At 71.9% G+C, this 23,150-nt stretch carries 19 protein-coding genes; 7 read left to right on the top strand and 12 right to left on the bottom strand.

What is annotated here, in order from left to right; translation table 11 throughout:
* Positions 1 to 151 precede the first annotated feature (151 nt).
* Entirely contained in the window at positions 152 to 2,197 is a 2,046-nt protein-coding gene (locus tag ACZ7DL_RS02445) for a serine/threonine-protein kinase (protein WP_470770797.1), read from the bottom strand.
* 170 nt (positions 2,198 to 2,367) lie between these two features.
* Between ACZ7DL_RS02445 and ACZ7DL_RS02450 the strand changes: the two genes are divergently transcribed.
* On the top strand, positions 2,368 to 3,423 hold the full coding sequence (locus ACZ7DL_RS02450) for a serine hydrolase domain-containing protein (protein WP_470770799.1): 1,056 nt from the start codon (positions 2,368 to 2,370) through the stop codon (positions 3,421 to 3,423).
* 94 nt (positions 3,424 to 3,517) lie between these two features.
* Here the strand turns inward: ACZ7DL_RS02450 and ACZ7DL_RS02455 are convergent, their stop codons facing one another.
* Positions 3,518 to 5,224, bottom strand: coding sequence for a glycerol-3-phosphate dehydrogenase/oxidase (locus ACZ7DL_RS02455; RefSeq protein WP_470770801.1), 1,707 nt, complete (start codon positions 5,222 to 5,224; stop codon positions 3,518 to 3,520).
* 279 nt (positions 5,225 to 5,503) lie between these two features.
* On the opposite strand from ACZ7DL_RS02455, the gene ACZ7DL_RS02460 reads away from it, so the two are divergent.
* A complete protein-coding gene (locus tag ACZ7DL_RS02460) occupies positions 5,504 to 6,712 on the top strand; it encodes a nucleotide sugar dehydrogenase (RefSeq protein WP_470770803.1) in 1,209 nt (402 codons plus the stop codon).
* 364 nt (positions 6,713 to 7,076) lie between these two features.
* Here the strand turns inward: ACZ7DL_RS02460 and ACZ7DL_RS02465 are convergent, their stop codons facing one another.
* The 4 genes from ACZ7DL_RS02465 to ACZ7DL_RS02480 form a co-directional block, all read right to left on the bottom strand.
* Positions 7,077 to 8,201 carry a GuaB3 family IMP dehydrogenase-related protein gene (locus ACZ7DL_RS02465; protein ID WP_030345529.1) on the bottom strand — a complete coding sequence of 375 codons (1,125 nt, stop codon included), beginning with the start codon at positions 8,199 to 8,201 and terminating at the stop codon, positions 7,077 to 7,079.
* Positions 8,202 to 8,341: 140 nt separating this feature from the next.
* Positions 8,342 to 9,850, bottom strand: coding sequence for an IMP dehydrogenase (guaB, locus tag ACZ7DL_RS02470; protein ID WP_470770805.1), 1,509 nt, complete (start codon positions 9,848 to 9,850; stop codon positions 8,342 to 8,344).
* 163 nt (positions 9,851 to 10,013) lie between these two features.
* On the bottom strand, positions 10,014 to 10,601 hold the full coding sequence (locus tag ACZ7DL_RS02475) for a sigma-70 family RNA polymerase sigma factor (protein ID WP_030641278.1): 588 nt from the start codon (positions 10,599 to 10,601) through the stop codon (positions 10,014 to 10,016).
* Positions 10,602 to 11,771: 1,170 nt separating this feature from the next.
* The gene (locus tag ACZ7DL_RS02480) at positions 11,772 to 12,383 is read right to left on the bottom strand and encodes a response regulator transcription factor (protein WP_003948568.1); all 612 of its coding nucleotides are present in this window, start codon (positions 12,381 to 12,383) and stop codon (positions 11,772 to 11,774) included.
* A 381-nt stretch (positions 12,384 to 12,764) separates the two neighbouring features.
* Between ACZ7DL_RS02480 and ACZ7DL_RS02485 the strand changes: the two genes are divergently transcribed.
* Entirely contained in the window at positions 12,765 to 13,094 is a 330-nt protein-coding gene (locus ACZ7DL_RS02485; protein ID WP_470770807.1) for a WhiB family transcriptional regulator, read from the top strand.
* Between the two features lie 90 nt (positions 13,095 to 13,184).
* On the opposite strand, the gene ACZ7DL_RS02490 is transcribed toward ACZ7DL_RS02485, so the two are convergent.
* Complete coding sequence (locus ACZ7DL_RS02490; protein ID WP_470770809.1) at positions 13,185 to 14,093, bottom strand: LysR family transcriptional regulator; 909 nt, start codon at positions 14,091 to 14,093, stop codon at positions 13,185 to 13,187.
* 80 nt (positions 14,094 to 14,173) lie between these two features.
* On the opposite strand from ACZ7DL_RS02490, the gene ACZ7DL_RS02495 reads away from it, so the two are divergent.
* The 3 genes from ACZ7DL_RS02495 (at position 14,174) to ACZ7DL_RS02505 (ending at position 16,476) form a co-directional block, all read left to right on the top strand.
* Positions 14,174 to 14,842 carry an MOSC domain-containing protein gene (locus ACZ7DL_RS02495; RefSeq protein ID WP_470770810.1) on the top strand — a complete coding sequence of 223 codons (669 nt, stop codon included), beginning with the start codon at positions 14,174 to 14,176 and terminating at the stop codon, positions 14,840 to 14,842.
* 75 nt (positions 14,843 to 14,917) lie between these two features.
* Entirely contained in the window at positions 14,918 to 15,691 is a 774-nt protein-coding gene (locus ACZ7DL_RS02500; RefSeq protein WP_470770812.1) for an SDR family NAD(P)-dependent oxidoreductase, read from the top strand.
* Positions 15,692 to 15,768: 77 nt separating this feature from the next.
* A complete protein-coding gene (locus ACZ7DL_RS02505; protein ID WP_470770814.1) occupies positions 15,769 to 16,476 on the top strand; it encodes an ester cyclase in 708 nt (235 codons plus the stop codon).
* Positions 16,477 to 16,536: 60 nt separating this feature from the next.
* Here the strand turns inward: ACZ7DL_RS02505 and groL are convergent, their stop codons facing one another.
* From groL to ACZ7DL_RS02525, 4 genes are all read right to left on the bottom strand, one after another.
* Entirely contained in the window at positions 16,537 to 18,165 is a 1,629-nt protein-coding gene (groL, locus tag ACZ7DL_RS02510; protein WP_470770816.1) for a chaperonin GroEL, read from the bottom strand.
* A gap of 119 nt (positions 18,166 to 18,284) precedes the next feature.
* Entirely contained in the window at positions 18,285 to 18,593 is a 309-nt protein-coding gene (groES, locus tag ACZ7DL_RS02515) for a co-chaperone GroES (RefSeq protein WP_039652762.1), read from the bottom strand.
* 244 nt (positions 18,594 to 18,837) lie between these two features.
* Complete coding sequence (locus ACZ7DL_RS02520; protein WP_470770818.1) at positions 18,838 to 19,647, bottom strand: polysaccharide deacetylase family protein; 810 nt, start codon at positions 19,645 to 19,647, stop codon at positions 18,838 to 18,840.
* A complete protein-coding gene (locus ACZ7DL_RS02525; RefSeq protein ID WP_470770820.1) occupies positions 19,644 to 20,555 on the bottom strand; it encodes a polysaccharide deacetylase family protein in 912 nt (303 codons plus the stop codon). Before ACZ7DL_RS02525 ends, ACZ7DL_RS02520 begins: the two co-directional genes overlap by 4 nt.
* Positions 20,556 to 20,645: 90 nt before the next feature.
* On the opposite strand from ACZ7DL_RS02525, the gene ACZ7DL_RS02530 reads away from it, so the two are divergent.
* On the top strand, positions 20,646 to 21,839 hold the full coding sequence (locus tag ACZ7DL_RS02530; RefSeq protein ID WP_470770821.1) for a THUMP-like domain-containing protein: 1,194 nt from the start codon (positions 20,646 to 20,648) through the stop codon (positions 21,837 to 21,839).
* Here the strand turns inward: ACZ7DL_RS02530 and ACZ7DL_RS02535 are convergent.
* Entirely contained in the window at positions 21,805 to 23,121 is a 1,317-nt protein-coding gene (locus ACZ7DL_RS02535; RefSeq protein ID WP_470770823.1) for an RNA polymerase sigma factor, read from the bottom strand. The genes ACZ7DL_RS02530 and ACZ7DL_RS02535 overlap by 35 nt on opposite strands.
* Between the last annotated feature and the right edge of the window lie 29 nt (positions 23,122 to 23,150).

The raw sequence follows: 23,150 nt of genomic DNA on the forward strand, positions 1-23,150 counted from the left end.
GCCGCCCGGTTGGTCACATCCGTTCGCCTCACGGCCCGTTTCGCACACGCATGCGGCTGCGTACGGTCCGCGACCCTTCACGATACGTGCCGGAGGCAACCCGCATTGAGTGGATGACGGATTCTCACTCAACCAAACCGGCGCGGTGCGCCTATGACTTGGGGCGGAAGGATTTCGTCAGCGTCTTCCAGGTGTCCTTGCGCAGCGCGCCGTGCCAGTCGGCATCCTTCGCGGTGTACATCAGCGCGTAACCCAGGTGGTCGTTCACCACGAAACCGCGGTCGATCGTGCGGTACTCGGTGCCGCCCTCGACATAGGTGAACTCCCAGTCGGCGGTGTTCCAGCCGCGGTAGTCCACCTGCTCGATGCGTACCTTTCGGTACTGGGCACGCACCATGTAGCGCTCCTGGTTCTTCCAGTCCGCCACCGGGTCGTCCTTGGGCGTGCCGGTCCAGGCGACGAGCAGCTTCTGTCCGCCCGGCCCGGTGTAACGGTCGCCTGTGGCGCCGGCGGACCGGTACGTCCACCCCTTCGGCAGCCCGATCGAGTACCCCTGGCCGCCCTTGCGGGTGGAGACCACCGGAGCGCTCCCGCCGTCCTTCGCGCCGGAAGAACCGGACGCGTCGGCCGAGTCGGACGCGTCGGCGTCGTCGGCGTCGTCGGCGGACTCGCTCTCGTCGACGTCCGTCGCCGCATCGGTGCCGGCGGGCGCCGAACTCGCGCCGCCTGCCGGCTTGCCGGTGTCCTTGCCGGCCCCGGTGTCCTTGTCCCGCTTGGTGGATGCACTGGCACTGACCGCGGGCCCGGCCCCGCTGTTCTTGCCGTCGTCGCCGTTGAGGGCGAAGGCCAGCACGGTCCCGAGCACCGCGAGCACGACCACCACGGCGATGACCACCAGCGTGCGCTTGGGCACCACGTCGGTCAGCGGCGCCCGCGGCACCGGCCGCGTCGGCAGGTCCAGGTCCGGCGGCGGCACCACGTGCCAGCCCGAGCCGGGCTTGCCGGCGCTGGAGTTCGGCACACCGGCGGCACCCGCGGCCGGGCCTCCCGGTCGCGCGGCGGATCCGGCACCGGGCCCGCCGACGGAACCGGGCCGCGCCCCGGCGGACCCCGCACCCCCGGCGCCTACCGCGCCACCGGCGCCCGGTGCGGCCGGCTCGCTTGCGCTCTTCGTCCGCGTCGCCGCGGCGGTGGCCGCCCCGGCCGCCTTGCGGACCGAACGCAGTGCGCCGCGCAGCTTCTCCGACGCCTCCTCGCCTCGCTTGCCCTCCGGCCCGCCGGGCAGCACCGGCAGCGGAACCACCCGCGTGGCGTCCATCGGCTCCGGCTCGGGCGCGCGGATCACCGCGTTGAGCATGGCCCGGGCCCCGGCGTCGTCGAGCCGCTTGGCCGGGTCCTTCGTCAGCAGGCCGTAGATGACGTCCCGCAGCGGTCCCGCGTGCTTGGGCTCCTCCAGGGGCTCGGTCATCACCGCGGTGAGCGTGGCGATCGCCGAACCCTTGTCGTAGGGCGGCGCGCCCTCGACCGCCGCGTACAGCAGCCCGCCGAGCGACCAGAGGTCGGCCGCCGGTCCCGGCTTGTGGCCGCGGGCCCGCTCCGGGGAGATGTAGGAGGGGGCGCCGACGAGCATGCCGGTCGAGGTGATGGACGGGTCGCCCTCGACCTGCGCGATACCGAAGTCGGTGAGGACGACCCGGCCGTCCTCGGCGATGAGCACGTTGGACGGCTTCACGTCCCGGTGCAGGATGCCCTCCCGGTGCGCGGAGCGCAGCACGTCGAGGATGGCGAGCCCCACCTCGGCGGCGCGCTTCGGCTCCAGCAGGCCGTCCTCGCGGATGACCTCGGCGAGGGACTTGCCCTCGACCAACTCCATGACGATCCAGGGCCGGTCGTCCTCGTCGACGACGTCGAAGACCGTCACCGCGCTGTTGTTCCGGATCCGGGCGATCGCCTTGGCCTCGCGCAGGGTGCGCGTGATCAGGCGCCGCTTCTCCTCCTCGTCGATGTTCGACGGGAACCGCAGCTCCTTGACGGCGACCGTCCGGCCCAGGGTCTCGTCCTCGGCACGCCAGACCGTGCCCATACCGCCCCGGCCCAGCACGTCTCCCAGCCGGTACCGCCCGGCGAGGAGACGCCGCTCGTTCTTGTCCTGACGAGTCTCCTGACGAGATGTACCCGCCCGCTCCGCCTCCGACATGCGTCCCCTCAAACAACCCGCCCTGACAGAGCCTCCATTGTCTCTCACCCGACAAGTGGCCGACGCCCAGGGTGCCCCTGGCCGGGCCCCGCCCCTCACGCCGTGGAAGCCCCCCTGAAGCAGGTGTTCCGCTTACCGGGATGATGGGTCGCAAGAAGGGAGGAACCGCGATGCCGACGCTTCGGACAGTCCTGTCCATACCGGTGTTCCTCGCTCTGCTGCTCGCCCCGGCCGCATCCCAGGACACCTCCCCCGCCTCGGCCACGACCGCGGTTCTGTCGCTGCTCGTCACCGACGGCAGGGCACCCGCCGCGGCCCTGCTGGCCCGGGACGACGAGAGGGACGGGAGCCGCTTCCGCTACGCGGCCGCCGGCCGCGGCATCGCCCGCGCCGACCACTTCCGGGCCGGCAGCGTCACCAAGACCTTCATCGCGACGGTCGTGCTCCAACTGGCCGCGGAGCACCGGCTCGCCCTGTCCGACACCGTGGAGCGGCACCTGCCGGGACTGCTCCGGGGGCCCGGCACCGACGGCCGGCACATCACCCTGCGGGCCCTGCTCACCCACACCAGCGGGCTGGCCGACTTCACGGAAACCACCGGCGGCACCCTGCCCCTGACCCCGCTTCAGGCGGTACGCATCGCTCTCGACCTCCCCCCGGCCCGCCCGGGCCGCTACGTCTACTCCAACACCAACTACGTCCTGCTCGGCCTGGTCATCCGCCAGGTCACCGGTCACTCCTACGCCGCCGAGGCCGAGCGCCGCATCATCGCTCCGCTGGGTCTGACGGGTACCTCCTTTCCCGGGGCGCGCGGGTCACTGCCCTCGCCGCACGGCCGCGCCTACGCCGCCGACGGCTCCGACGTCACCGAGCTCGACCCGCGCGTGGCCGGCGCGGCGGGTGAGCTGGTGACCACGCTGGCCGACCTCGACCGCTTCTACGCGGCCCTGCTCGGCGGCCGGCTGCTGCCCTCGCACTGGCTGCGCGAGATGCGCGACACCCGTGCCGCACACGGCTCGTACGGCATGGGGCTGTTTCCGGTGAAGCTGCCGTGCGGCACCACCGTGTGGGGGCACAACGGCCGGATCTCGGGAAGCTACGTGCGCAGCGCAGCCACCGCCGACGGCCGCCGTGTCCTCACCTTCCGGCTGAACACGGACGCGATCGCAGATCCCCGCCTCGAACCGGCCTTGCTCGCTGCCGAGTTCTGCCCTCGCATCTGGTAGAACGGCCGGGCGCCGGGCAGAGATCCCGGCGGCGGTCATCCGTTCGGGTGAGGTTCGCTGCGGAGCGGGGCTCGCTCTCCAGCGGCTCGGCCGCCTAGAGCGGCACGATGTCCGGTGCGCCCAGCCGTGCCGCGTCCGCCGTCTGGTCGTCCGGCTGGAGCTGGGACTCGCGCTCGGCCTCCACCCGCTTCTCGTAGTGCTCGACCTCGCGCTCGATCTGGTCCTTGTCCCAGCCGAGCACCGGCGCCATCAGCTCGGCCGCCTCCCGGGCGCTGCGGGTGCCCCGGTCGAAGGTCTCGATGGAGATGCGGGTGCGGCGGGTGAGGACGTCGTCCAGGTGCCGGGCGCCCTCGTGCGAGGCGGCGTACACCACCTCGGCGCGCAGATAGTCGTCGGCGGCGTGCAGCGGCTCGCCGAGCGCGGGGTCGGCGGCGACGAGGTCCAGGACCTCCTCCGCCATCGAGCCGTACCGATTCAGCAGGTGCTCCACGCGGACCACGTGCAGTCCGGTGCGGGCGGCGATCCGCGCTCGCGCGTTCCACAGCGCCTGGTAGCCCTCCGCGCCGAGCAGCGGGGTCTCCTCCGTCACGCAGTCGGCGACGCGCATGTCGAGCCCGTGCACGGCCTCGTCGACGGCGTCCTTGGCCATCACCCGGTAGGTGGTGTACTTGCCGCCCGCCACGACCACGAGCCCCGGCACCGGATGGGCGACCGTGTGCTCGCGGGACAGCTTGCTGGTGGCGTCGGACTCCCCGGCGAGCAGCGGGCGCAGCCCCGCGTACACGCCCTGGACGTCGTCGCGGGTGAGCGGCACGGCCAGCACCGAGTTCACGTGTTCCAGCAGGTAGTCGATGTCGGCGCTGGACGCGGCCGGGTGGGCCTTGTCGAGGTCCCAGCCGGTGTCGGTGGTGCCGACGATCCAGTGCCGGCCCCAGGGGATGACGAAGAGGACGGACTTCTCGGTGCGCAGGATCAGGCCGGTGGTGGAGTGGATGCGGTCCTTGGGCACGACCAGGTGGATGCCCTTGGAGGCGCGGACGTGGAACTGGCCGCGCTCGCCCACCATGGCCTGGGTGTCGTCGGTCCAGACACCGGTGGCGTTGACGACCTGCTTGGCGCGGATCTCGTACTCCCCGCCGGCCTCCACGTCCTGCACCCGGGCGCCGACGACCCGCTCGCCCTCGCGCAGGAACCCGGTCACCCGCGCGCGGTTGGCCACCTTCGCGCCGTAGGACGCTGCCGTGCGCACCAGGGTCGCCACGAAGCGGGCGTCGTCCATCTGGGCGTCGTAGTACTGGAGGGCCCCGACCAGGGCGTCCTTCTTCAGGCAAGGGGCGACCCGCAGGGCGTGGCGGCGGGTCAGGTGCCGGTGCAGGGGCAGGCCCCGGCCGTGGCCTCGGGCCATGGACATCGCGTCGTACAACGCGACACCCGAGCCTGCGTACAGCCGCTCCCAGCCCTTGTGCTGGAGCGGGTAGAGGAACGGCACCGGTTTGACCAGGTGCGGGGCGAGGCGCTCCAGGAGCAGGCCGCGCTCCTTGAGGGCCTCGCGGACCAGGGCGAAGTCGAGCATCTCCAGATAGCGCAGACCGCCGTGGATCAGCTTGCTGGACCGGCTGGAGGTGCCGGACGCCCAGTCGCGGGCCTCGACCAGGCCGGTGGACAGGCCACGGGTGACGGCGTCCAGTGCGGTGCCGGCGCCGACCACTCCGGCTCCGACCACCAGCACGTCCAGCTCACGCTCCGCCATCGCCGCCAGTGCCTCGGCGCGCTGCGTCGGCCCAAGAGTCGCTGTCCTCACCGCTGCCTCCCGCTGTCGCTGACTCGCTCGCGTCGGCCGCGCCCATGGGCGAAGCCCGGTTCATCCCCTGCTCATGCCCAAATTCTGACCGGGTTGCCCGACTTCAGCCACCACGCGCTGCCAACCTGTGGACAACTCGCGCACAACCCCGGGAAGACACACGAACACAATCACACATAACGGTCATATGTGTACCTAGTCTGACAGGGCACTCGCTCATCCTGTCCACAGCGGTTGCGCACCTGTCCCGCTTCGGCTACTGGAAAGGACGGCCCACGCATGCCCGCAGACCTCGCCGTCATCGGACTCGGCCCCTACGGTTTGCCGCTGGCCCAGGCCGCCGTCGCCGCCGGTATCCACACCGTCGGCTACGCCACCGGCCCGGAGGCGGGCTCGCTCAGCCCCGCCGAGCTGCGCCGGATGCACGCGGCCGGCTTCCGGCCCGCCACCGATCCCACCCAGCTCGGCCGTGTCCGTACGGCGGTGATCTGCGCGCCCACCCCGCGTGGCGCCGATGGCGCGCTCGACCTCGGGCAGGTCGAGGCGGCGGCCCGCACGCTGGCCGCCCGGCTGCGCCCGCACACCACGGTCATCCTGGAGTCGCCGGTGCTGCCGGGGACGACGGAGGAGTTCCTGCGCCCGCTGCTGGAGGAGGGCTCGGGGCTGCGCGCCGGCCGCGACTTCCACCTCGCCTACTCCCCCAGCCGGGTCGACCCCGGCAACCGCGACCACACCCCCGCCAGCACCCCGAAGGTCATCGGCGGCCTCACCCCCGCCTGCACCGAGTCGGCCGCCGCCTTCTACGGCCGGCTCACCGACAAGGTCGTACGCGCGCGTGGGTTGCGCGAGGCGGAGACCGTGCAGTTGCTGGAGACCAACTACCGGCAGGTCAACATCGCGCTCGTCAACGAGATGGCCGTCCTCTGCCACGAGCTGGGCGTGGACCTGTGGGACGTCATCCGCTGCGCGGAGACCAAGCCCTTCGGCTTCCAGGCGTTCCGGCCGGGCCCGGGCGTCGGCGGCCACGGCGTCCCGCAGGACCTGACCGGGCACGCCACCCGCACCCTGCGCATGGTGGAGCTGGCCCAGCAGGTCAACAGCCGGATGCCCCGGTACGTCGTCCAGCGCGCCGCCACGCTCCTCAACGAGCACGGCAAGTCCGCGCGCGGGGCCCGTGTCCTCCTCCTCGGCGTCACCTACAAGCCCGACCTCGCCGACCAGCAGGGCACACCCGCCCAGGAGGTCGCGGTCCGGCTGATGGAGCTGGGCGCCTCGATCAGCTACCACGACCCCTACGTGCCGTCCTGGAACGTCTTGGACCGCCCGGTCCCGCGCGCGGACTCCCTGTACGAGGCCGCCGCCGACGCCGACCTGACGATCCTGCTCCAGCAGCACCGGACGTACGACTTGCAGGGGCTCTCGGTGAAGGCCCAGCTGTTGCTGGACACGCGGGGGGCCACGCCTACGGGGGCGGCGCATCGGTTGTGAAGGGGGGCGCGTGGGGTGCGGGGGCTGGGGTCGGTGGTGTGGGGGATTCGACGCCGGCGCCTTGGGGGCAGGTGGAGCTCATCGCAGCGGCCACTGCGGCAAACTCCGGGGAGTGATCGGAGTGTCCACCCCTGTTCCGTGTGGGGGGTGGCCGCTCACTTCGCGCAGATCTGCAAGACACACCTCCTCCGGAACGTCACCAGCCGAAGCCGGATGCGGTCCCAGTGGGTGGGCTTGCGGTGGTGTCCCATGGGCGCCCCCTCCCGCGCAACGCGTTCCCGCCGAGCCGGCCTGGGCGCGCAGAAGGCCGGTCACCCCGCCCGGGATGACCGGCCCTTCAGGCGTCGTGGAGACCGCCCGGCGACTACCGCCGGTGCTGGCTGTCCGCCACCGTCACCTCGACCCGCTGGAACTCCTTCAGCTCGCTGTAGCCGGTGGTGGCCATGGCGCGGCGCAGGGCGCCGAAGAAGTTCATCGAGCCGTCCGGGGTGTGGGACGGGCCGGTGAGGATCTCCTCGATGGTGCCGACCGTGCCGAGGTCGACCTTCTGGCCGCGGGGCAGCTCCTCGTTGACCGCCTCCATGCCCCAGTGGTGGCCCTTGCCGGGCGCGTCCGTGCCCCGGGCCAGCGGGGAGCCCATCATCACCGCGTCGGCGCCGCAGGCGATCGCCTTGGGCAGGTCGCCGGACCAGCCGACGCCGCCGTCCGCGATCACGTGCACGTACCGGCCGCCGGACTCGTCCATGTAGTCACGGCGGGCCGCCGCCACGTCGGCGACGGCCGTGGCCATCGGGACCTGGATGCCCAGCACGTTGCGCGTGGTGTGCGCGGCGCCGCCGCCGAAGCCGACCAGCACGCCGGCCGCGCCGGTGCGCATCAGGTGCAGGGCGGCGGTGTACGTGGCGCAGCCGCCGACGATCACCGGGACGTCCAGCTCGTAGATGAACTGCTTCAGGTTCAGCGGTTCGTGCGAGGACGACACGTGCTCCGCCGAGACCGTCGTACCGCGGATGACGAAGATGTCCACGCCCGCGTCCACGACCGCCTTGGAGAACTGGGCGGTGCGCTGCGGGGAGAGCGCGGCGGCGGTGACCACGCCGGAGTCACGCACCTCCTTGATGCGGGCGCCGATCAGCTCCTCCTTGATCGGCGCCGCGTAGATCTCCTGGAGGCGGCGGGTCGCCTGCTCGGCGGGCAGCTCGGCGATCTCGTCCAGCAGCGGCTGCGGGTCCTCGTGCCGCGTCCACAGGCCCTCGAGGTTGAGCACGCCGAGGCCGCCCAGCTCGCCGATGCGGATCGCGGTGGCCGGGGAGACCACGGAGTCCATGGGGGCGGCCAGGAACGGCAGCTCGAAGCGGTAGGCATCGATCTGCCAGGCGATCGAGACCTCCTTCGGGTCCCGCGTACGGCGGCTGGGGACGACGGCGATGTCGTCGAAGGCGTACGCCCGGCGGCCGCGCTTGCCGCGCCCGATCTCGATCTCAGTCACGTCTGTGGCCTTTCCCTGATGCGTTTCAGCGCCTTCCAGTATCGCCGACGGGTACGGCAACGGCGGCCCCGGAGGGTTCCGGGACCGCCGTCACTGTCCGTCACGCACGCGCGTGGAGGCGCGCAGGTACGACCTGAGAGCTACCTCTTGCTGCTGTAGTTCGGCGCTTCGACCGTCATCTGGATGTCGTGCGGGTGGCTCTCCTTCAGACCCGCCGAGGTGATCCGCACGAACCGGCCATTGGCCTGCAGATCGGGAACGGTCTTGCCGCCGACGTAGAACATCGACTGGCGCAGACCGCCGACCAGCTGGTGGACGACGGAGGACAGCGGGCCGCGGTAGGGCACCTGGCCCTCGATGCCCTCGGGGACGAGCTGCTCGTCGGAGGCGACGCCCTCCTGGAAGTAGCGGTCCTTGGAGAACGATTTGCGGTCGCCACGGGACTGCATGGCGCCGAGCGAGCCCATGCCGCGGTACGACTTGAACTGCTTGCCGTTGATGAACAGCAGCTCGCCCGGCGACTCCTCGCAGCCCGCGAGAAGCGAGCCGAGCATCACCGTGTCGGCGCCCGCGACCAGGGCCTTGGCGATGTCGCCGGAGTACTGGAGGCCACCGTCGCCGATCACCGGGACACCGGCGTCCTTGGCGGCGAGCGCGGCCTCGTAGATCGCGGTGACCTGCGGGACGCCGACGCCGGCGACCACGCGGGTGGTGCAGATGGAGCCGGGGCCGACACCGACCTTGATGCCGTCGGCACCCGCGTCTACCAGGGCCTGCGCGCCGTCGCGCGTGGCGACGTTGCCGCCGATGACGTCGACGCCGGAGGAGTTCGACTTGATCTTGGCGATCATGTCGCCGACCAGCCGGGAGTGGCCGTGCGCGGTGTCCACGACGATGAAGTCGACGCCCACCTCGATCAGGGCCTGGGCGCGCTCGAAGGCGTCACCGGCCACACCGACCGCCGCGCCGACCAGGAGACGGCCCTCGGCGTCCTTGGCGGCGCTCGGGTACTTCTCCGCCTTGACGAAGTCCTTGACGGTGATCAGGCCCTTGAGGACGCCGTCGTCGTCGACCAGCGGCAGCTTCTCGATCTTGTGCTTGCGCAGCAGCTCCATGGCCTCGGGCCCGGAGATGCCGACCTTGCCGGTGACCAGCGGCATCGGGGTCATGACCTCGTGCACGCGGCGGCTGCGGTCGCTCTCGAAGGCCATGTCACGGTTGGTGACGATGCCGAGGAGCTTCTTGTCACCGTCGGTCACCGGGACGCCGCTGATGCGGAACTTGGCGCACAGCGCGTCGGCCTCGGCGAGCGTGGCCTCCGGGTGGATGGTGATGGGGTCGGTGACCATGCCGGACTCGGAGCGCTTCACCAGGTCGACCTGGTTGGCCTGGTCCTCGATGGAGAGGTTGCGGTGCAGGACGCCGACGCCGCCCTGGCGGGCCATCGCGATCGCCATGCGGGACTCGGTCACCTTGTCCATGGCGGCGGACAGCAGCGGGATGTTGACCCGCACATTCTTGGAGACGTACGAGGCGGTGTCGATCTCGTCGGGTGCCATGTCCGACGGGCCCGGCAGCAGCAGCACGTCGTCGTAGGTCAGCCCGAGTGTCGCGAATTTCCCGGGCACTCCGTCGACGTTGGCAGTCATGACACCTTCCCCAAATGGCCTTGATCGGTGCGGATGTCCATGCTAACGGGAAGCGTCGCTAGCAAATTCCACGGTACGGGGTCGCTTCAGGCTTCGTATGTTCGTACGGAAACTGCGGCGCACCTGTTCAGCGAGGGAGCTACGGGGGCTCCGCGCAGGGGGATTACTGCTCGGCGAGCGCCCTGAGGCGGCTCAGGGCCCGGTGCTGGGCCACGCGGACCGCACCGGGTGACATTCCCAACATCTGCCCCGTCTCCTCCGCGGTCAAGCCCACGGCGATGCGCAGCAGGAGCAGCTCGCGCTGGTTCTCCGGGAGGTTGGCCAGCAGCTTCTTGGCCCACTCGGCGTCGCTGCTGAGCAGGGCGCGCTCCTCCGGGCCGAGGGAGTCGTCGGGCCGCTCGGGCATCTCGTCGGACGGCACCGCGGTCGATCCCGGGTGGCGCATCGCCGCGCGCTGGAGGTCGGCGACCTTGTGGGAGGCGATGGCGAAGACGAACGCCTCGAAGGGGCGGCCGGTGTCGCGGTAGCGCGGCAGGGCGAGCAGGACCGCCACACAGACCTCCTGGGCGAGGTCCTCCACGAAGTGGCGCGCGTCGCCGGGGAGCCGGGACAGGCGGGTGCGGCAGTAGCGCAGCGCCAAGGGGTGCACGTGGGCCAGCAGGTCGTGCGTGGCCTGCTCGTCCCCGTCGACGGCACGATGCACGAGCGCACCGATCGCCCCATGGGCCGTGCCCGCCTCGTCGTCGCGCATCGGTCCATGGTGCCTTGCGGCCGTCCGGTCCGTCGCATCGTGCTCGTGGTTGTGCACCGAAGCGTTATGAGCAGGTGCGCCGGCACTCATTCCCTGCGCCCTCCCCTTCCGCTCGACCGACTCGTCCCCGAGAGACTCCACATCTCAAGGATGCGGCATCCGCGCCGAAACGAGCAGCGCGCGTCCGGCGGGCCGCCTTGCACATGCCCCTCCGGAGGCTCGGGGATGGCGCGCCGGGGCGGGTGCCAGGCGGCGCGGATGGGGTGGTTGTAGGCCCGGCGGATGGCTGGTGGGGGTGGGGTGGTGCACGCCGGAGCGGTTGCTTGGGGGCGGGGGTGGGCGGACTGTGCGCCGGGCGGGTGGCTGTGGTGCCGGTGGTGCGGTTGTATGCCCGGCGGGTGGCGGGCGTCTGGTGGCACGGTTCGTGCGGCTGCGCGCCGGGGCGGTGCCTGGTGGCGCGGGTGGGTGCGCCGAGGGTGGCTGCCTACCGGCGCGTCTCCAGTGTCCCGGCGAACAGGCAGTGGGCAGCCCCCTGCCGGTGGGTTCGGCGGAGTCCTACGCCGGGGTGCCGGCCGACTGGCTGGCCGGCCGGCCGGAGCGTCTGCCCTTGCCGTTGCCCGGTCGGCCCCAGGGCCAGGTGCTCACGCAGGTTCCGGAGGAGAGCGGTGCCCCGAGCCTCCGCCGAGCAGGCAGCGCGCCTGAGCGCACCGCACCGCACCGCATGAGCCGGCACGGTCAGCAGTCGGCGTACCCGAGTGGCACCGAGGTGCGGGAGGGGGTAGCCCCAGGAGCGGCGCCGCACCGCACCTCGGATCCCCTCACGGACGCGTCGGGCGACCGCCTCCCAGGCCAGCCGCAGCCCGGGTGCAGTACGGCTGCACGACAGCGGCTCCTCCAAAGAGGGCACCGCCGGCGCGGCAGACCTGTGGGGTACGGGGTGTCCCGGCGGCCGTACGGCACCCGTGCCGACGCACCACCCCGCGCCGGTTTCGGTGGGCACTCGCAGACGCCCCGAGAGGCACCACGCCCGAACCCAGCCGGCCCCGACGGGAGCCGACGCCACCAAGCCACGCCATAGCCCCGCGCCGAGCACACGACCGCCGCCAGTCGGACCACACAACCCCAGCCCGCCACGAGCCGGCCCCGGCCGACCCGCAGGGCCCGCGGCTGCTAGCGGACCAGGCCCCAGCGGAAGCCGAGGGCCACCGCGTGGGCGCGGTCCGAGGCGCCTAGCTTCTTGAACAGGCGCCGGGCGTGCGTCTTGACGGTGTCCTCGGAGAGGAACAGCTCGCGGCCGATCTCGGCGTTCGAGCGGCCGTGACTCATGCCCTCCAGGACCTGGATCTCGCGCGCGGTGAGCGTGGGCGCGGCGCCCATCTCCGCCGAGCGCAGGCGACGCGGGGCGAGGCGCCAGGTCGGGTCGGCGAGGGCCTGGGTCACGGTGGCCCGCAGTTCGGCGCGCGAGGCGTCCTTGTGCAGGTAGCCCCGGGCGCCGGCGGCGACCGCGAGGGCCACGCCGTCCAGGTCCTCGGCGACGGTGAGCATGATGATGCGCGCCCCGGGGTCGGCGGACAGCAGCCGCCGCACGGTCTCGACGCCGCCCAGGCCGGGCATGCGCACGTCCATCAGGATGAGGTCGGAGCGGTCGGCGCCCCAGCGGCGGAGGACTTCCTCGCCGTTGGCCGCCGTCGTCACGCGCTCGACACCGGGCACGGTCGCGACCGCGCGGCGGAGCGCTTCTCGGGCAAGCGGGGAGTCGTCGCAGACGAGGACGGATGTCATGACCGCCCTCCGCAGCTGATGCGCGTCACCTTGAGCCTCCAGGCTGGTACGGAATCGTCACCTGTGCGGTCGACCGTCTCGGACGCCTGCCCGAGCGCTTGTGGTTTCAACCGCCTCCGCACTCTCAACGACGGTCACTCGAAAGAGTTACGGGGCTGCGTACCGTCTTCGGCACTCTACGTGAGGGCGCCGACACGGTGCAGACATGCCCGTCGGGCTCTCAACTTTTCATCACAACCCATGCCCCATTCGGCCCTTTTTCTTCCCGTTTCGTAGTGTCCGGGGCTAGATTCGCAATGAGTCATATTTTCATCTCCTTAGACCGGAGATGTACGGTCGTTGGCACCGTATCCGCCCAGAACGGCTACAAGGGGTCACGCAATGGCAGATTTCTCCCGCCTTCCCGGACCGAACGCGGACCTGTGGGACTGGCAGCTGTTGGCTGCTTGCCGCGGGGTGGACAGCTCGCTCTTCTTTCACCCGGAGGGCGAGCGCGGGGCGGCTCGGAGCGCTCGCGAGAACTCGGCCAAGGAGGTCTGCATGAGGTGCCCGGTCCGTGCGCAGTGCGCGGCACACGCGCTGGCGGTGCGCGAGCCGTACGGCGTCTGGGGCGGCCTGACCGAGGATGAGCGCGAAGAGCTGATGGGGCGGGCACGCAACCGCCTGGTGGCGGCCTCCACCACCAGCGGGGACACCGCACCCCGCCACTGAAGGAACGTTTCTGCACCCATGGCCCGCCGGGTGCTTCCCCTCCCCGTCGGGCACGCCACGCGCGTGCCTGCGATCGCGGCCGTCGTGACCCTATGTGCGCCCCGCCGCCCGAGCCGCCCGGGCCAGCTGCTCCAGCGTCGCCGACACGGCCGGCACCTGTGCCAGATCGGGCAGGGTGAGGGCGACGATCTCCCGCCGTACCGCCGGTTCCAGCCGTACCGTCCGAACGCCCCGCGGCCGTACCGACTCCACCGCCAGCTGGGGCAGTACGGCGACCCCCAGGCCCGCGCCGACCAGGCCGACCACGGCCGGATAGTCGTCGGTGGCGAAATCGATGCGCGGGGTGAATCCGGCCCCCTCGCACACCTCGACCAGTTGGCCGCGGCAGCGCGGGCAGCCCGCGATCCAGGGCTCGTGGGCCAGCTCGCCGATGGCGACGGTCTCCGCGCGCGCGAGCCGGTGCCGCTCCGGCACAAGGGCGACCAGACGGTCCGTCAGCAGGGGACGTACGACGAGGTCGTCCCAGTCCTCCGCAACCGCCGCTCCCTCGTAGCGGAAGGCCAGGGTCAGGTCACAGTCCCCCTCCCGCAGCAGTTCGACGGATTTCGGGGGTTCGGCCTCCTCCAGGGAGACACGGGTGCCGGGATGGGCGGCGCGCAGAGCGGCCAGGGCGGTGGGGACGAGGGTGGAGCTGCCGCTGGGAAAGGAGACCAGCCGCACCCGGCCCGCGCGCAGGCCGGCGATGGCGGCGACCTCCTCCTCGGCGGCGGTGAGTCCGGCGAGGATGCCGGAGGCGTGCCGGACGAGGGCCTCGCCGGCCTGGGTGAGGCGCATCTCGCGCCCGGTGCGGACCAGCAGCGGGGTGCCGACCGATGCCTCCAGGGCCTTCATCTGCTGGCTGACGGCGGGCTGGGTGCAGCCCAGCTGGCGCCCCGCCGCCGAGAAGGAACGTGTGGTGGCGACGGCGCGCAGAACGCGCAGATGACGAGCCTCGATCACGGTCCGAGCATAAGGCCGGCTTGGGCAGGGTGCCCCATATCCGATCGACGCTTTGAGGAGCGGTCACGTACCGTGCGGGCATGAAGCTTCTCTCGGTCAATCTGGGCCGCCGGCAGGCGGTGTCGTACACGGACCAGCCGCAGGGTGTGACGGGCATCGACAAGCGGCCCGCCGACGGGCCGGTGCGGGTGGCGGCTCCCGGCCGCAAGGGGGTCGGCGGCAGCGGGCTGGCCGGTGACGCGGTGTGCGATCTGCGCCATCACGGCGGCGACGACCAGGCGGTGTACGCGTTCGCGCGGGAGGACCTGGACGACTGGGAGCGCGAACTGGGCCGATCATTGGCCAACGGTTGCTTCGGGGAGAACCTCACGACGGACGGGCTCGACGTGTCCGGCGCGCTGATCGGCGAGCGCTGGCGGGTCGGTTCCGAGGTGGTTCTGGAGGTGACCTCGGGGCGCATTCCGTGCCGTACGTTCCAGGGCCATTTGGGCGAGCGCGGCTGGGTCAAGAGGTTCACACAGAAGGGCGCAACGGGTGCCTACCTCCGGGTGATCGAGCCGGGTGAGATACGGGCGGGCGATACGGTCGAGATCGTGCACCGGCCGGACCACGGGGTGACGGCGGCGATGCAGTTCCGCGCGGTCACCACCGAGCGGGAACTGCTGCCCCGACTGCTTGCGGCGGGCGAGGCGCTGCACTCGGAGACGCTGGCGCAGGCCCGGAAGTACGTGGAACGGCACGGGGCCTGAGGCACGCTCAGCAGCGCGGCCGACCGGGTCCGCGCGGCAGCGGAGACTGTCGGTCCGGGTCACTACCCTTGGGCCATGACAACGGCTCTGATTACGGGATCGACCGCGGGGATCGGTGCCGCGTTCGCGCGGCGGCTCGCGGCGGACGGGCACGACCTCGTCCTGGTGGCACGGGACACCAAGCGGCTGCGCGAGCAGGCGACCGAACTGCACGACCGGCACGGCATCGAGGTCGAGGTGCTGACCGCCGACCTGTCCGAGGACAAGGGCATCGAGGCGGTCGCCGACCGGCTCGGCGACCGGAAGAACCCGGTCGACCTGCTGGTCAACAACGCCGGTTTCGGCAACAAGGGCCGCTATCTGGACGTGACGATGGCGGACGAGTTGCGGATGCTCAAGGTGCACTGCGAGGCGGTGCTCCGGCTGACGTCCGCGGCGGCCGAGGCGATGCGCGAGCGCGGCCGGGGCGGGGTGGTGAACGTCGCCTCGGTGGCCGCCTTCGTCCCGCGCGGCACGTACGGCGCGTCCAAGGCGTGGGTCGTGCAGTTCACCCAGGGCGCGGCGCGGGACCTGGCCGGCACCGGGGTCCGGCTGATGGCGCTGTGCCCGGGCTTCGTGCGCACCGAGTTCCACGAGCGGGCCGGAATGGGCACGGACAACATCCCGGGCTGGATGTGGCTGGACGCCGACAAACTGGTCGCGGCGGCCCTGTCCGACCTCGCGCGCGGGAAGTCGCTGTCCATCCCCGACCCCCGGTACAAGGCGCTGATGGGGCTGGTGAAGGTGACCCCGCGTGGGCTGCTGGGCGGAATCAGCTCCCGGACGGGGCGCAAGTACGGGCCGCAGTAGCGCGCGGGTGACGCCGCCGTCCCGGTGGGAAAATGGGCGGGACGGTACCGGACCAAGGGGGGTTCGGAGGCGGTGTCATGACCTTTGTGCAGCTCATCGAGTGCAAAACGAGCCGGCTGGACGAGATGAACCGGCTCATGGACGACTGGGTCCAGCAGACCAGAGGGAAGCGGACGGTGACGCACGCGCTGGTCGGCAAGGACCGCTCGGACGCGTCGCACATCGTCGAAGTGGTGGAGTTTCCGTCGTACGAGGAGGCGATGCGGAACTCGAACCTCCCGGAGACCGGCGAGATCTTCCGGGAGATGGTCGCGCTCTGCGACGAGATGCCGACGTTCACCGACCTGGACGTCATCCGGGACGAGCGGCTGGCCGAGGAGACCGTGCGCAGGTTCTTCGCGGCGATCGCGAGCGCGGGCGAGCTGCCTCCGCTCAACGATCTGCTCGACGAGGACATCCACAGCCATGACCCGGTGAACCCGCAGGACACCATCGGGCTGGACAACGCCCGCGCCGAGTTCCGGATGTGGCGCGGTGCCTTCGACTTCGCGTTCACGGTCGAGGACGTGCTGACCCAGGGCGACCGGGCGTGCGCGCGGTGGACCTGGAGCGCCACGCACAAGAACGACTTCCTCGGCATCGCGCGCACCGGCAGGCAGGTCGGCATGACCGGGATGACGCTGTTCCGGTTCGGCGCCGACGGCAAGATCGCCGAACTGTGGTGGCAGCACGACCAGCTGGGGCTGATGCAGCAGCTCGGCGCGCTGGACGAGTTGGAGCAGTAGACGGCAAAGGGCCCGGCACCCCCGTCGGGAGTGCCGGGCCCTCGCTCAGGCGCGGTGCGCTCAGTGGGCGTGGCCGTGGCTGTGGCCGTGGCCCGCGGCCTCCGGCTCCTCTTCCTTCTTCTCGACGACCAGGGTCTCGGTCGTGAGCAGCAGGGAGGCGATGGAGGCGGCGTTCTCCAGGGCGGAGCGGGTGACCTTGACCGGGTCGATGACGCCGGCCTTGATCAGGTCGCCGTACTCGCCGGTGGCGGCGTTGAAGCCCTGGCCCTTGTCGAGCTCGGCGACCTTGGAGGTGATGACGTAACCCTCCAGGCCGGCGTTCTCGGCGATCCAGCGCAGCGGCTCGACGACCGCGCGACGGACGACGGCGACACCGGTGGCCTCGTCGCCGGTCTTGTCGAGGTTGCCCTCGAGGACCTTGGAGGAGTGGACCAGGGCGGAGCCACCACCGGAGACGATGCCCTCCTCGACCGCGGCGCGGGTCGCGGAGATGGCGTCCTCCAGACGGTGCTTCTTCTCCTTCAGCTCCACCTCGGTGGCGGCGCCGACCTTGATCACGCACACGCCGCCGGCCAGCTTCGCGAGGCGCTCCTGGAGCTTCTCGCGGTCCCAGTCGGAGTCGGTGTTCTCGATCTCGGCCTTGATCTGGGCGACGCGGCCGTGCACGTCCTCGGACTTGCCGGCGCCGTCGACGATCGTGGTGTCGTCCTTGGTGACGGTGACGCGGCGGGCGGAGCCGAGCACGTCGATGCCGACCTGGTCGATCTTGAGGCCGACCTCCTCGGAGATGACGGTGGCGCCGGTGAGGACGGCCATGTCCTGGAGCATCGCCTTGCGGCGGTCACCGAAGCCGGGGGCCTTCACGGCGACGGCGTTGAAGGTGCCGCGGATCTTGTTGACGACCAGGGTCGACAGGGCCTCGCCCTCGACGTCCTCGGCGATGATCAGCAGCGGCTTGGAGGAGCCGGCCTGGATGACCTTCTCCAGCAGCGGCAGCAGGTCCGCGATGGCGGAGATCTTGCCCTGGTTGATGAGGATGTACGGGTCCTCCAGGACGGCCTCCATGCGCTCCTGGTCCGTCACGAAGTACGGCGACAGGTAGCCCTTGTCGAAGGCCATGCCCTCGGTGAAGTCCAGCTCCAGACCGAAGGTGTTGGACTCCTCGACGGTGATGACACCGTCCTTGCCGACCTTGTCCATCGCCTCGGCGATGAGCTCGCCGACCTGCTGGTCCTGGGCGGACAGCGCGGCGACGGCGGCGATGTCGGACTTCTCGTCGATCGGGCGGGCCGACGCGAGCAGGTCGTCGGAGACGGCCTTGACCGCGGCGTCGATGCCCTTCTTCAGGGCGGCCGGGGAGGCGCCGGCGGCGACGTTCTTCAGGCCCTCACGCACCAGCGCCTGGGCGAGGACGGTGGCGGTGGTGGTGCCGTCACCCGCGATGTCGTTGGTCTTGGTCGCCACCTCCTTCACCAGCTGCGCGCCGAGGTTCTCGTACGGGTCCTCGATCTCGACCTCACGGGCGATCGTGACACCGTCGTTGGTGATGGTGGGGGCGCCGAACTTCTTGTCGATGACGACGTTGCGGCCCCGGGGGCCGATCGTCACCTTGACCGTGTCGGCCAGCTTGTTGACGCCGCGCTCAAGGGCGCGACGGGCGTCCTCGTCGAACTTCAGGATCTTCGCCATGACAGCGGGAGCCCTCTCGGAAATCTGTGGGTGAAAAGGCACTGCGCCCCGGGCGCCCGGCTACTTATCGGTCGCGGGGGCCAGGGGCGCAGCTCAAAGCAATCGGTTGCTTCGAGGGATTACTTCTCGATGATCGCGAGCACGTCGCGAGCCGAGAGGACGAGGTACTCCTCGCCGTTGTACTTCACCTCGGTGCCGCCGTACTTGCTGTAGAGGACGACGTCGCCCACCTTGACGTCGAGCGGAAGGCGCTCGCCGTTCTCGAACCGGCCCGGGCCCACGGCGAGGACGGCGCCCTCCTGGGGCTTCTCCTTCGCGGTGTCCGGGATGACCAGGCCAGAGGCCGTGGTCTGCTCGGCGTCCAGCGGCTGGACCACAATGCGGTCCTCGAGCGGCTTGATGGCAACCTTGGAGCTGGCGGTCGTCACGATCCGACCTCCCCCTTCGGAGATCTCACGGGGTTAACTGTCTGAGGTGGCGACCAGGTCGATCCGTCGTCGCGGGTGCCGGACCTGCCCGTCGCGTTTGTTGGCACTCTCCAGGGGGGAGTGCCAGAGCCGAGACTATGACCGCGGTTAGCACTCGGTCAAGCGGAGTGCCAATGCCGCGCGGCGCGTCGGCCGGATTGCGCGTGCCGGACCGTCCCCTTGATCAACTGAGGCAGTCATCTGATCAGCTGAGATAGTCCTCAAGACGTCCCACCGTCAGTCCCCGCTCCTGGGCCGTGCGCAGCACCCGTACCGTGCGTTCGCGCAGCGGCAGCCGCGTCGACTCGTCGGGACCCACCAGGACGATGTCTCCCGGGCGGAGGTGGCGAGTGCCGTGGGTGTAGCCGAGGCCCGCCGGGGTGAGGGCCGCGCGCCACAGGACGATCGTGGAGATGCCGCAGTCGGCCGCCGCGCGCAAGGTGGTGGCGTCGTAGGAGCCGTAGGGCGGGCGGAAGAGGCGGGGGCGGACGCCGAGGCGGGCGCGGAGGCGGTCCTGCTGGCCGCAGATCTCGGCGCGCTGGCCCGCGTACGGCAGCCCGGCCGGGGCCCGGTGGTCGACGGTGTGGTTCTGGATGCCGGCGCCGAGCGCGCGCAGCCGGGCGAAGTGGCCGTAGCCGGGGGCGGCGACGCTGTCGGTGAGGAACAGGGTGACCGGGAGACGGAGTTCGCGGACCATGTCGACGAACCGGGGGTCGCGTTCGGCGCCGTCGTCGTAGGTGAGGAAGACGACCGGGTCGCGGGTGGGGACGCGGTCGACCACCGGGGGCAGGGCGTGCGCTCCCGGCTGCGCGGTGAGCGGCCGGGCGGGGTGCAGCGGGGAGCGGGCGAGCGGCTGGGTCAGGCCCCAGTGCCGGTAGGCCCGGTCGGGGGCGGAGCCGTGCGGGCGTACTCCTTCGGCGGCCTTCTTGCCGAGGCGCTCGATGGGGTCGACGGACTGCGCGCAGCCCGTGAGGAGCAGGGCCGAGGCGAGGACCGCGGCCCGCAGGCGCCTCACAGGTAGTCCTCCAGGCGGGCCACGGCGTAGCCCTCGCGCGTGACCTTGTTCAGGAAGCGGCGCATGTCGTCCACCATCGTGCCGTCCCAGTCGTCCCGGCCGCGGAAGTGGGTGAGGACGATGTCGCCGCGGCGCAGCCGCTGGTCGTCCTCGCGATACTCCCAGTGGTCGACGAAGACCTCCTCGTTCCAGATCGGCGCGTACTTGATGCCGCACGCCTTGGCGGCGACCAGGGTGTCCTGGTTGTAGTTGCCGTACGGCGGACGGAAGACGGTGGGCGCCTTGCCGAACTGCTCCTTCATGACGGCCTGCATGCCGCAGATCTCGTCCTTCTGCTCCTCGTAGGACAGGCCCGGCAGGTAGGGGTGGTGCAGCGTGTGGTTGTCGAGGGTGTTGCCGTAGGACTTCATCCTGCGGAAGTAGGCGTAGTCGTCCTTCACCAGGTAGTCGCTGAGGAAGGCGGTGTACGGGACCTTGAGCTCGCGCATCATGGCCAGGAACCGCGGGTCCTTCTCCGCGCCGTCGTCGATGGTCAGGAAGACGACCTTCTGCCGGGTGGGGATCGTGGTGAAGACGGGGGGCAGGTCCCAGTCCTCCTGGTGGTCCACCTCGAATCCGTCGCGGGCGGTGATCCTGGGCTTCACCGCGGGCGGCGGCGGAGGGGTCAGCGGGGCCTGGTCGAGGCCCCAGCGCCGGGCGGCGGCGACCAGGCGGGTGTGTTCGGCGGCCCGGCGCGCGGCCGGGTCCTGGGACTGGCCGGGGCCGCCCCGGCCGGGCGTGGTGCGCACGGCGTCGGGCCCGGCACAGCCGGAGAGCAGGGCGGCGGTGGCCAGCGTGGCGGCTCCGCCACCGAGCGCCAGTCGCCGGAGATATACCCGACTTTTGTCATTTTGTACTACTGCTCGCATGGTGCCGGATCCTCCCAGGCCCCGGCCCGCGACCCGGGCCGACACCGCCGCCGGAGGCGCACCATCCACCGACTGGCCCACAATGACCCGGTGAACGACCTCGCTCTGCTCCTCACCCCCGAAGGCCGCGCCCTCCTCGACGAGGTGCGCGACACCGAGCCCGCGCAGGAGCTGGCCGTGGCCACCCGGCTGCGCCGGGACCACCCGGCCGAGCTGGTGTCGGCCGCACTCGGCCAGGCCCGGCTGCGGCAGCGGGCGGTGGCGAAGTTCGGGGCCGCGGACGCCGGGCGCATGTTCTTCACGCCGAACGGGGTCGAGCAGTCGACGCGGGCCGGCGTGGCGGCGTACCGGGCCCGGCGGCTCGGGGAGCTGGGCGTGACCTCCGTCGCCGACCTGTGCTGCGGCATCGGCGGGGACGCGATCGCGCTCGCGCGGGCCGGGATCCGGGTGCTCGCCGTGGACCGGGACCCGCTGACGGCGGCGGTGGCGCGGGCGAACGCGGAGGCGCTGGGGCTGGCCGGCCTGATCGAGGTACGGGAGGCCGACGTCACCGAGGTGGACACCGCCGGCTACGACGCGGTGTTCGTGGACCCGGCACGGCGGGGCGGGCGCGGCCGGATCTTCGATCCCGAGGCCTATTCGCCACCCCTGTCCTGGGCGGTCGAGGCGGCCCGTACGGCACCCCGCGCCGCCCTGAAGATCGCCCCGGGCATCCCGCACGAGGCGGTGCCCGCCGAGGCCGAGGCCGAGTGGATCTCCGACGGCGGGGACGTGAAGGAGGCGGTGCTGTGGTTCGGGACCGGGGCGCCGGGCGCCGTGCGGGCCACACTGCTGCCCGGCCCGCGCACCCTGCTCGGCCGCGGGCTGCCCGACCCCGACGTGCGGCCGGTGGGGCGGTACCTGTACGAGCCGGACGGTGCCGTGATCCGCGCGCACCTGGTCGCGGAGGTGGCCGCGGAGCTCGGCGGCGGGCTCGTCGACCCGACCATCGCGTACGTCACCGCCGACGAGCTGCGGCCCACGCCGTACGCCACCGCCTACGAGATCACCGACCGGCTGCCCTTCAACGTCAAGAAGCTGAAGGCCCTGCTGCGGGAGCGCGAGGTCGGCACGCTGACCGTGAAGAAGCGCGGCTCGGCGGTCGAGCCGGAAGAGCTGCGCCGGAAGGTCAGGCCGCAGGGGCCGAACGCGGCCACCGTGTTCCTCACCCGGGTGGCGGGGGCACCGACGATGCTGATCGGGGCCCCGGTCAAGGCGTCGGCCGGAGCGTCTCCGCTCGGCTGAGCAGCAGCCCCCGTTCCCTCTCGTTGCGCGCCAGGCCGGCCGCCCGGACGAACTCCTCGCGGGCCTCGGCGGTACGGCCGAGCCGGGCCAGCAGATCGCCGCGGACGCTGGGCAGCAGGTGGTAGTCGCGCAGGGCGGGGGCTTCGGCCACGGCATCCACCAGCCGCAGGCCCTCCGCCGGGCCCTCGGCCATCGACACGGCGACCGCGCGGTTCAGCTCGACCACCGGGGACGGCGCACGGGCGGCCAGCAGGCCGTACAGGGTGGCGATGGCGCGCCAATCGGTCTCCTCGTACGTGTACGCGTGCGCGTGGCAGGCGGCGATGGCCGCCTGGAGGGCGTACGGCCCCGGCGGGCCGCCGCTCGCGGTGGCCTCCGCCCGGTCGAGCGCGCGGACCCCGCGCGCGATGAGCATGCGGTTCCAGCGGCGGCGGTTCTGGTCCTTCAGCAGCACCGGTGCGCCGTCCGGGCCGGTGCGGGCGGCGGCGCGGGACGCCTGGAACTCCAGCAGCGCGGTCAGGCCGTGCACCTCGGGCTCCTTGGGCATCAGCGCCGACAGCACGCGGGCCAGCCGCAGTGCGTCCTCGCACAGGCCGGGGCGCAGCCAGTCGTCGCCCGCGGTGGCCGCGTACCCCTCGTTGAAGATCAGGTAGATGACGTCCAGGACGGAGCCCAGGCGGACCTCCCGGTCGGGTCCGTACGGCACCTCGAAGGCGACGTTCCGTGTGGCGAGGGTGCGCTTGGCCCGGACGATCCGCTGGGCGATCGTCGGCTCCGGGACGAGGCAGGCGCGGGCGATCTCGGCCGTGGTCAGGCCGCCGAGCAGGCGCAGGGTGAGCGCGATGCGGGCCTGCGGGGACAGCACCGGGTGGCAGGTGGTGAAGACGAGGCGGAGCAGGTCGTCGTCGATGTCGTCCGGGTCGGCGGGTTCCTCCGGCGGGGCCGCGGTCTCCAGGTCGCGGCCGATCTCGGCGAGCTTGCGGGCGTAGGTCTCGCGGCGCCGGATCAGGTCGACGGCCCGGTGCCGGGCGGTGGCCATCAGCCAGGCGCCGGGGTTGTCGGGCACCCCGTCCCGGGGCCACCGCTCCAAGGCGGCGACCAGGGCGTCCTGCGCCAGTTCCTCGGCGATGCCGACGTCCCGGACGATCCGGGCGACGCCGGCGATCAGCCGCGGCGACTCCAGGCGGAAGACGGTCTCGATCGCGTGCACTGCGGTGGGCCGTGATCCGGCGGTGGGGGGAGGTCCGGCGGGCGGCTGCGCCGCGGTGGGCTGTGGTTCCACAGCCCACATGCAACACCCCGCGGGCCGCC

The organism is Streptomyces sp. NPDC036984, from assembly GCF_055607665.1.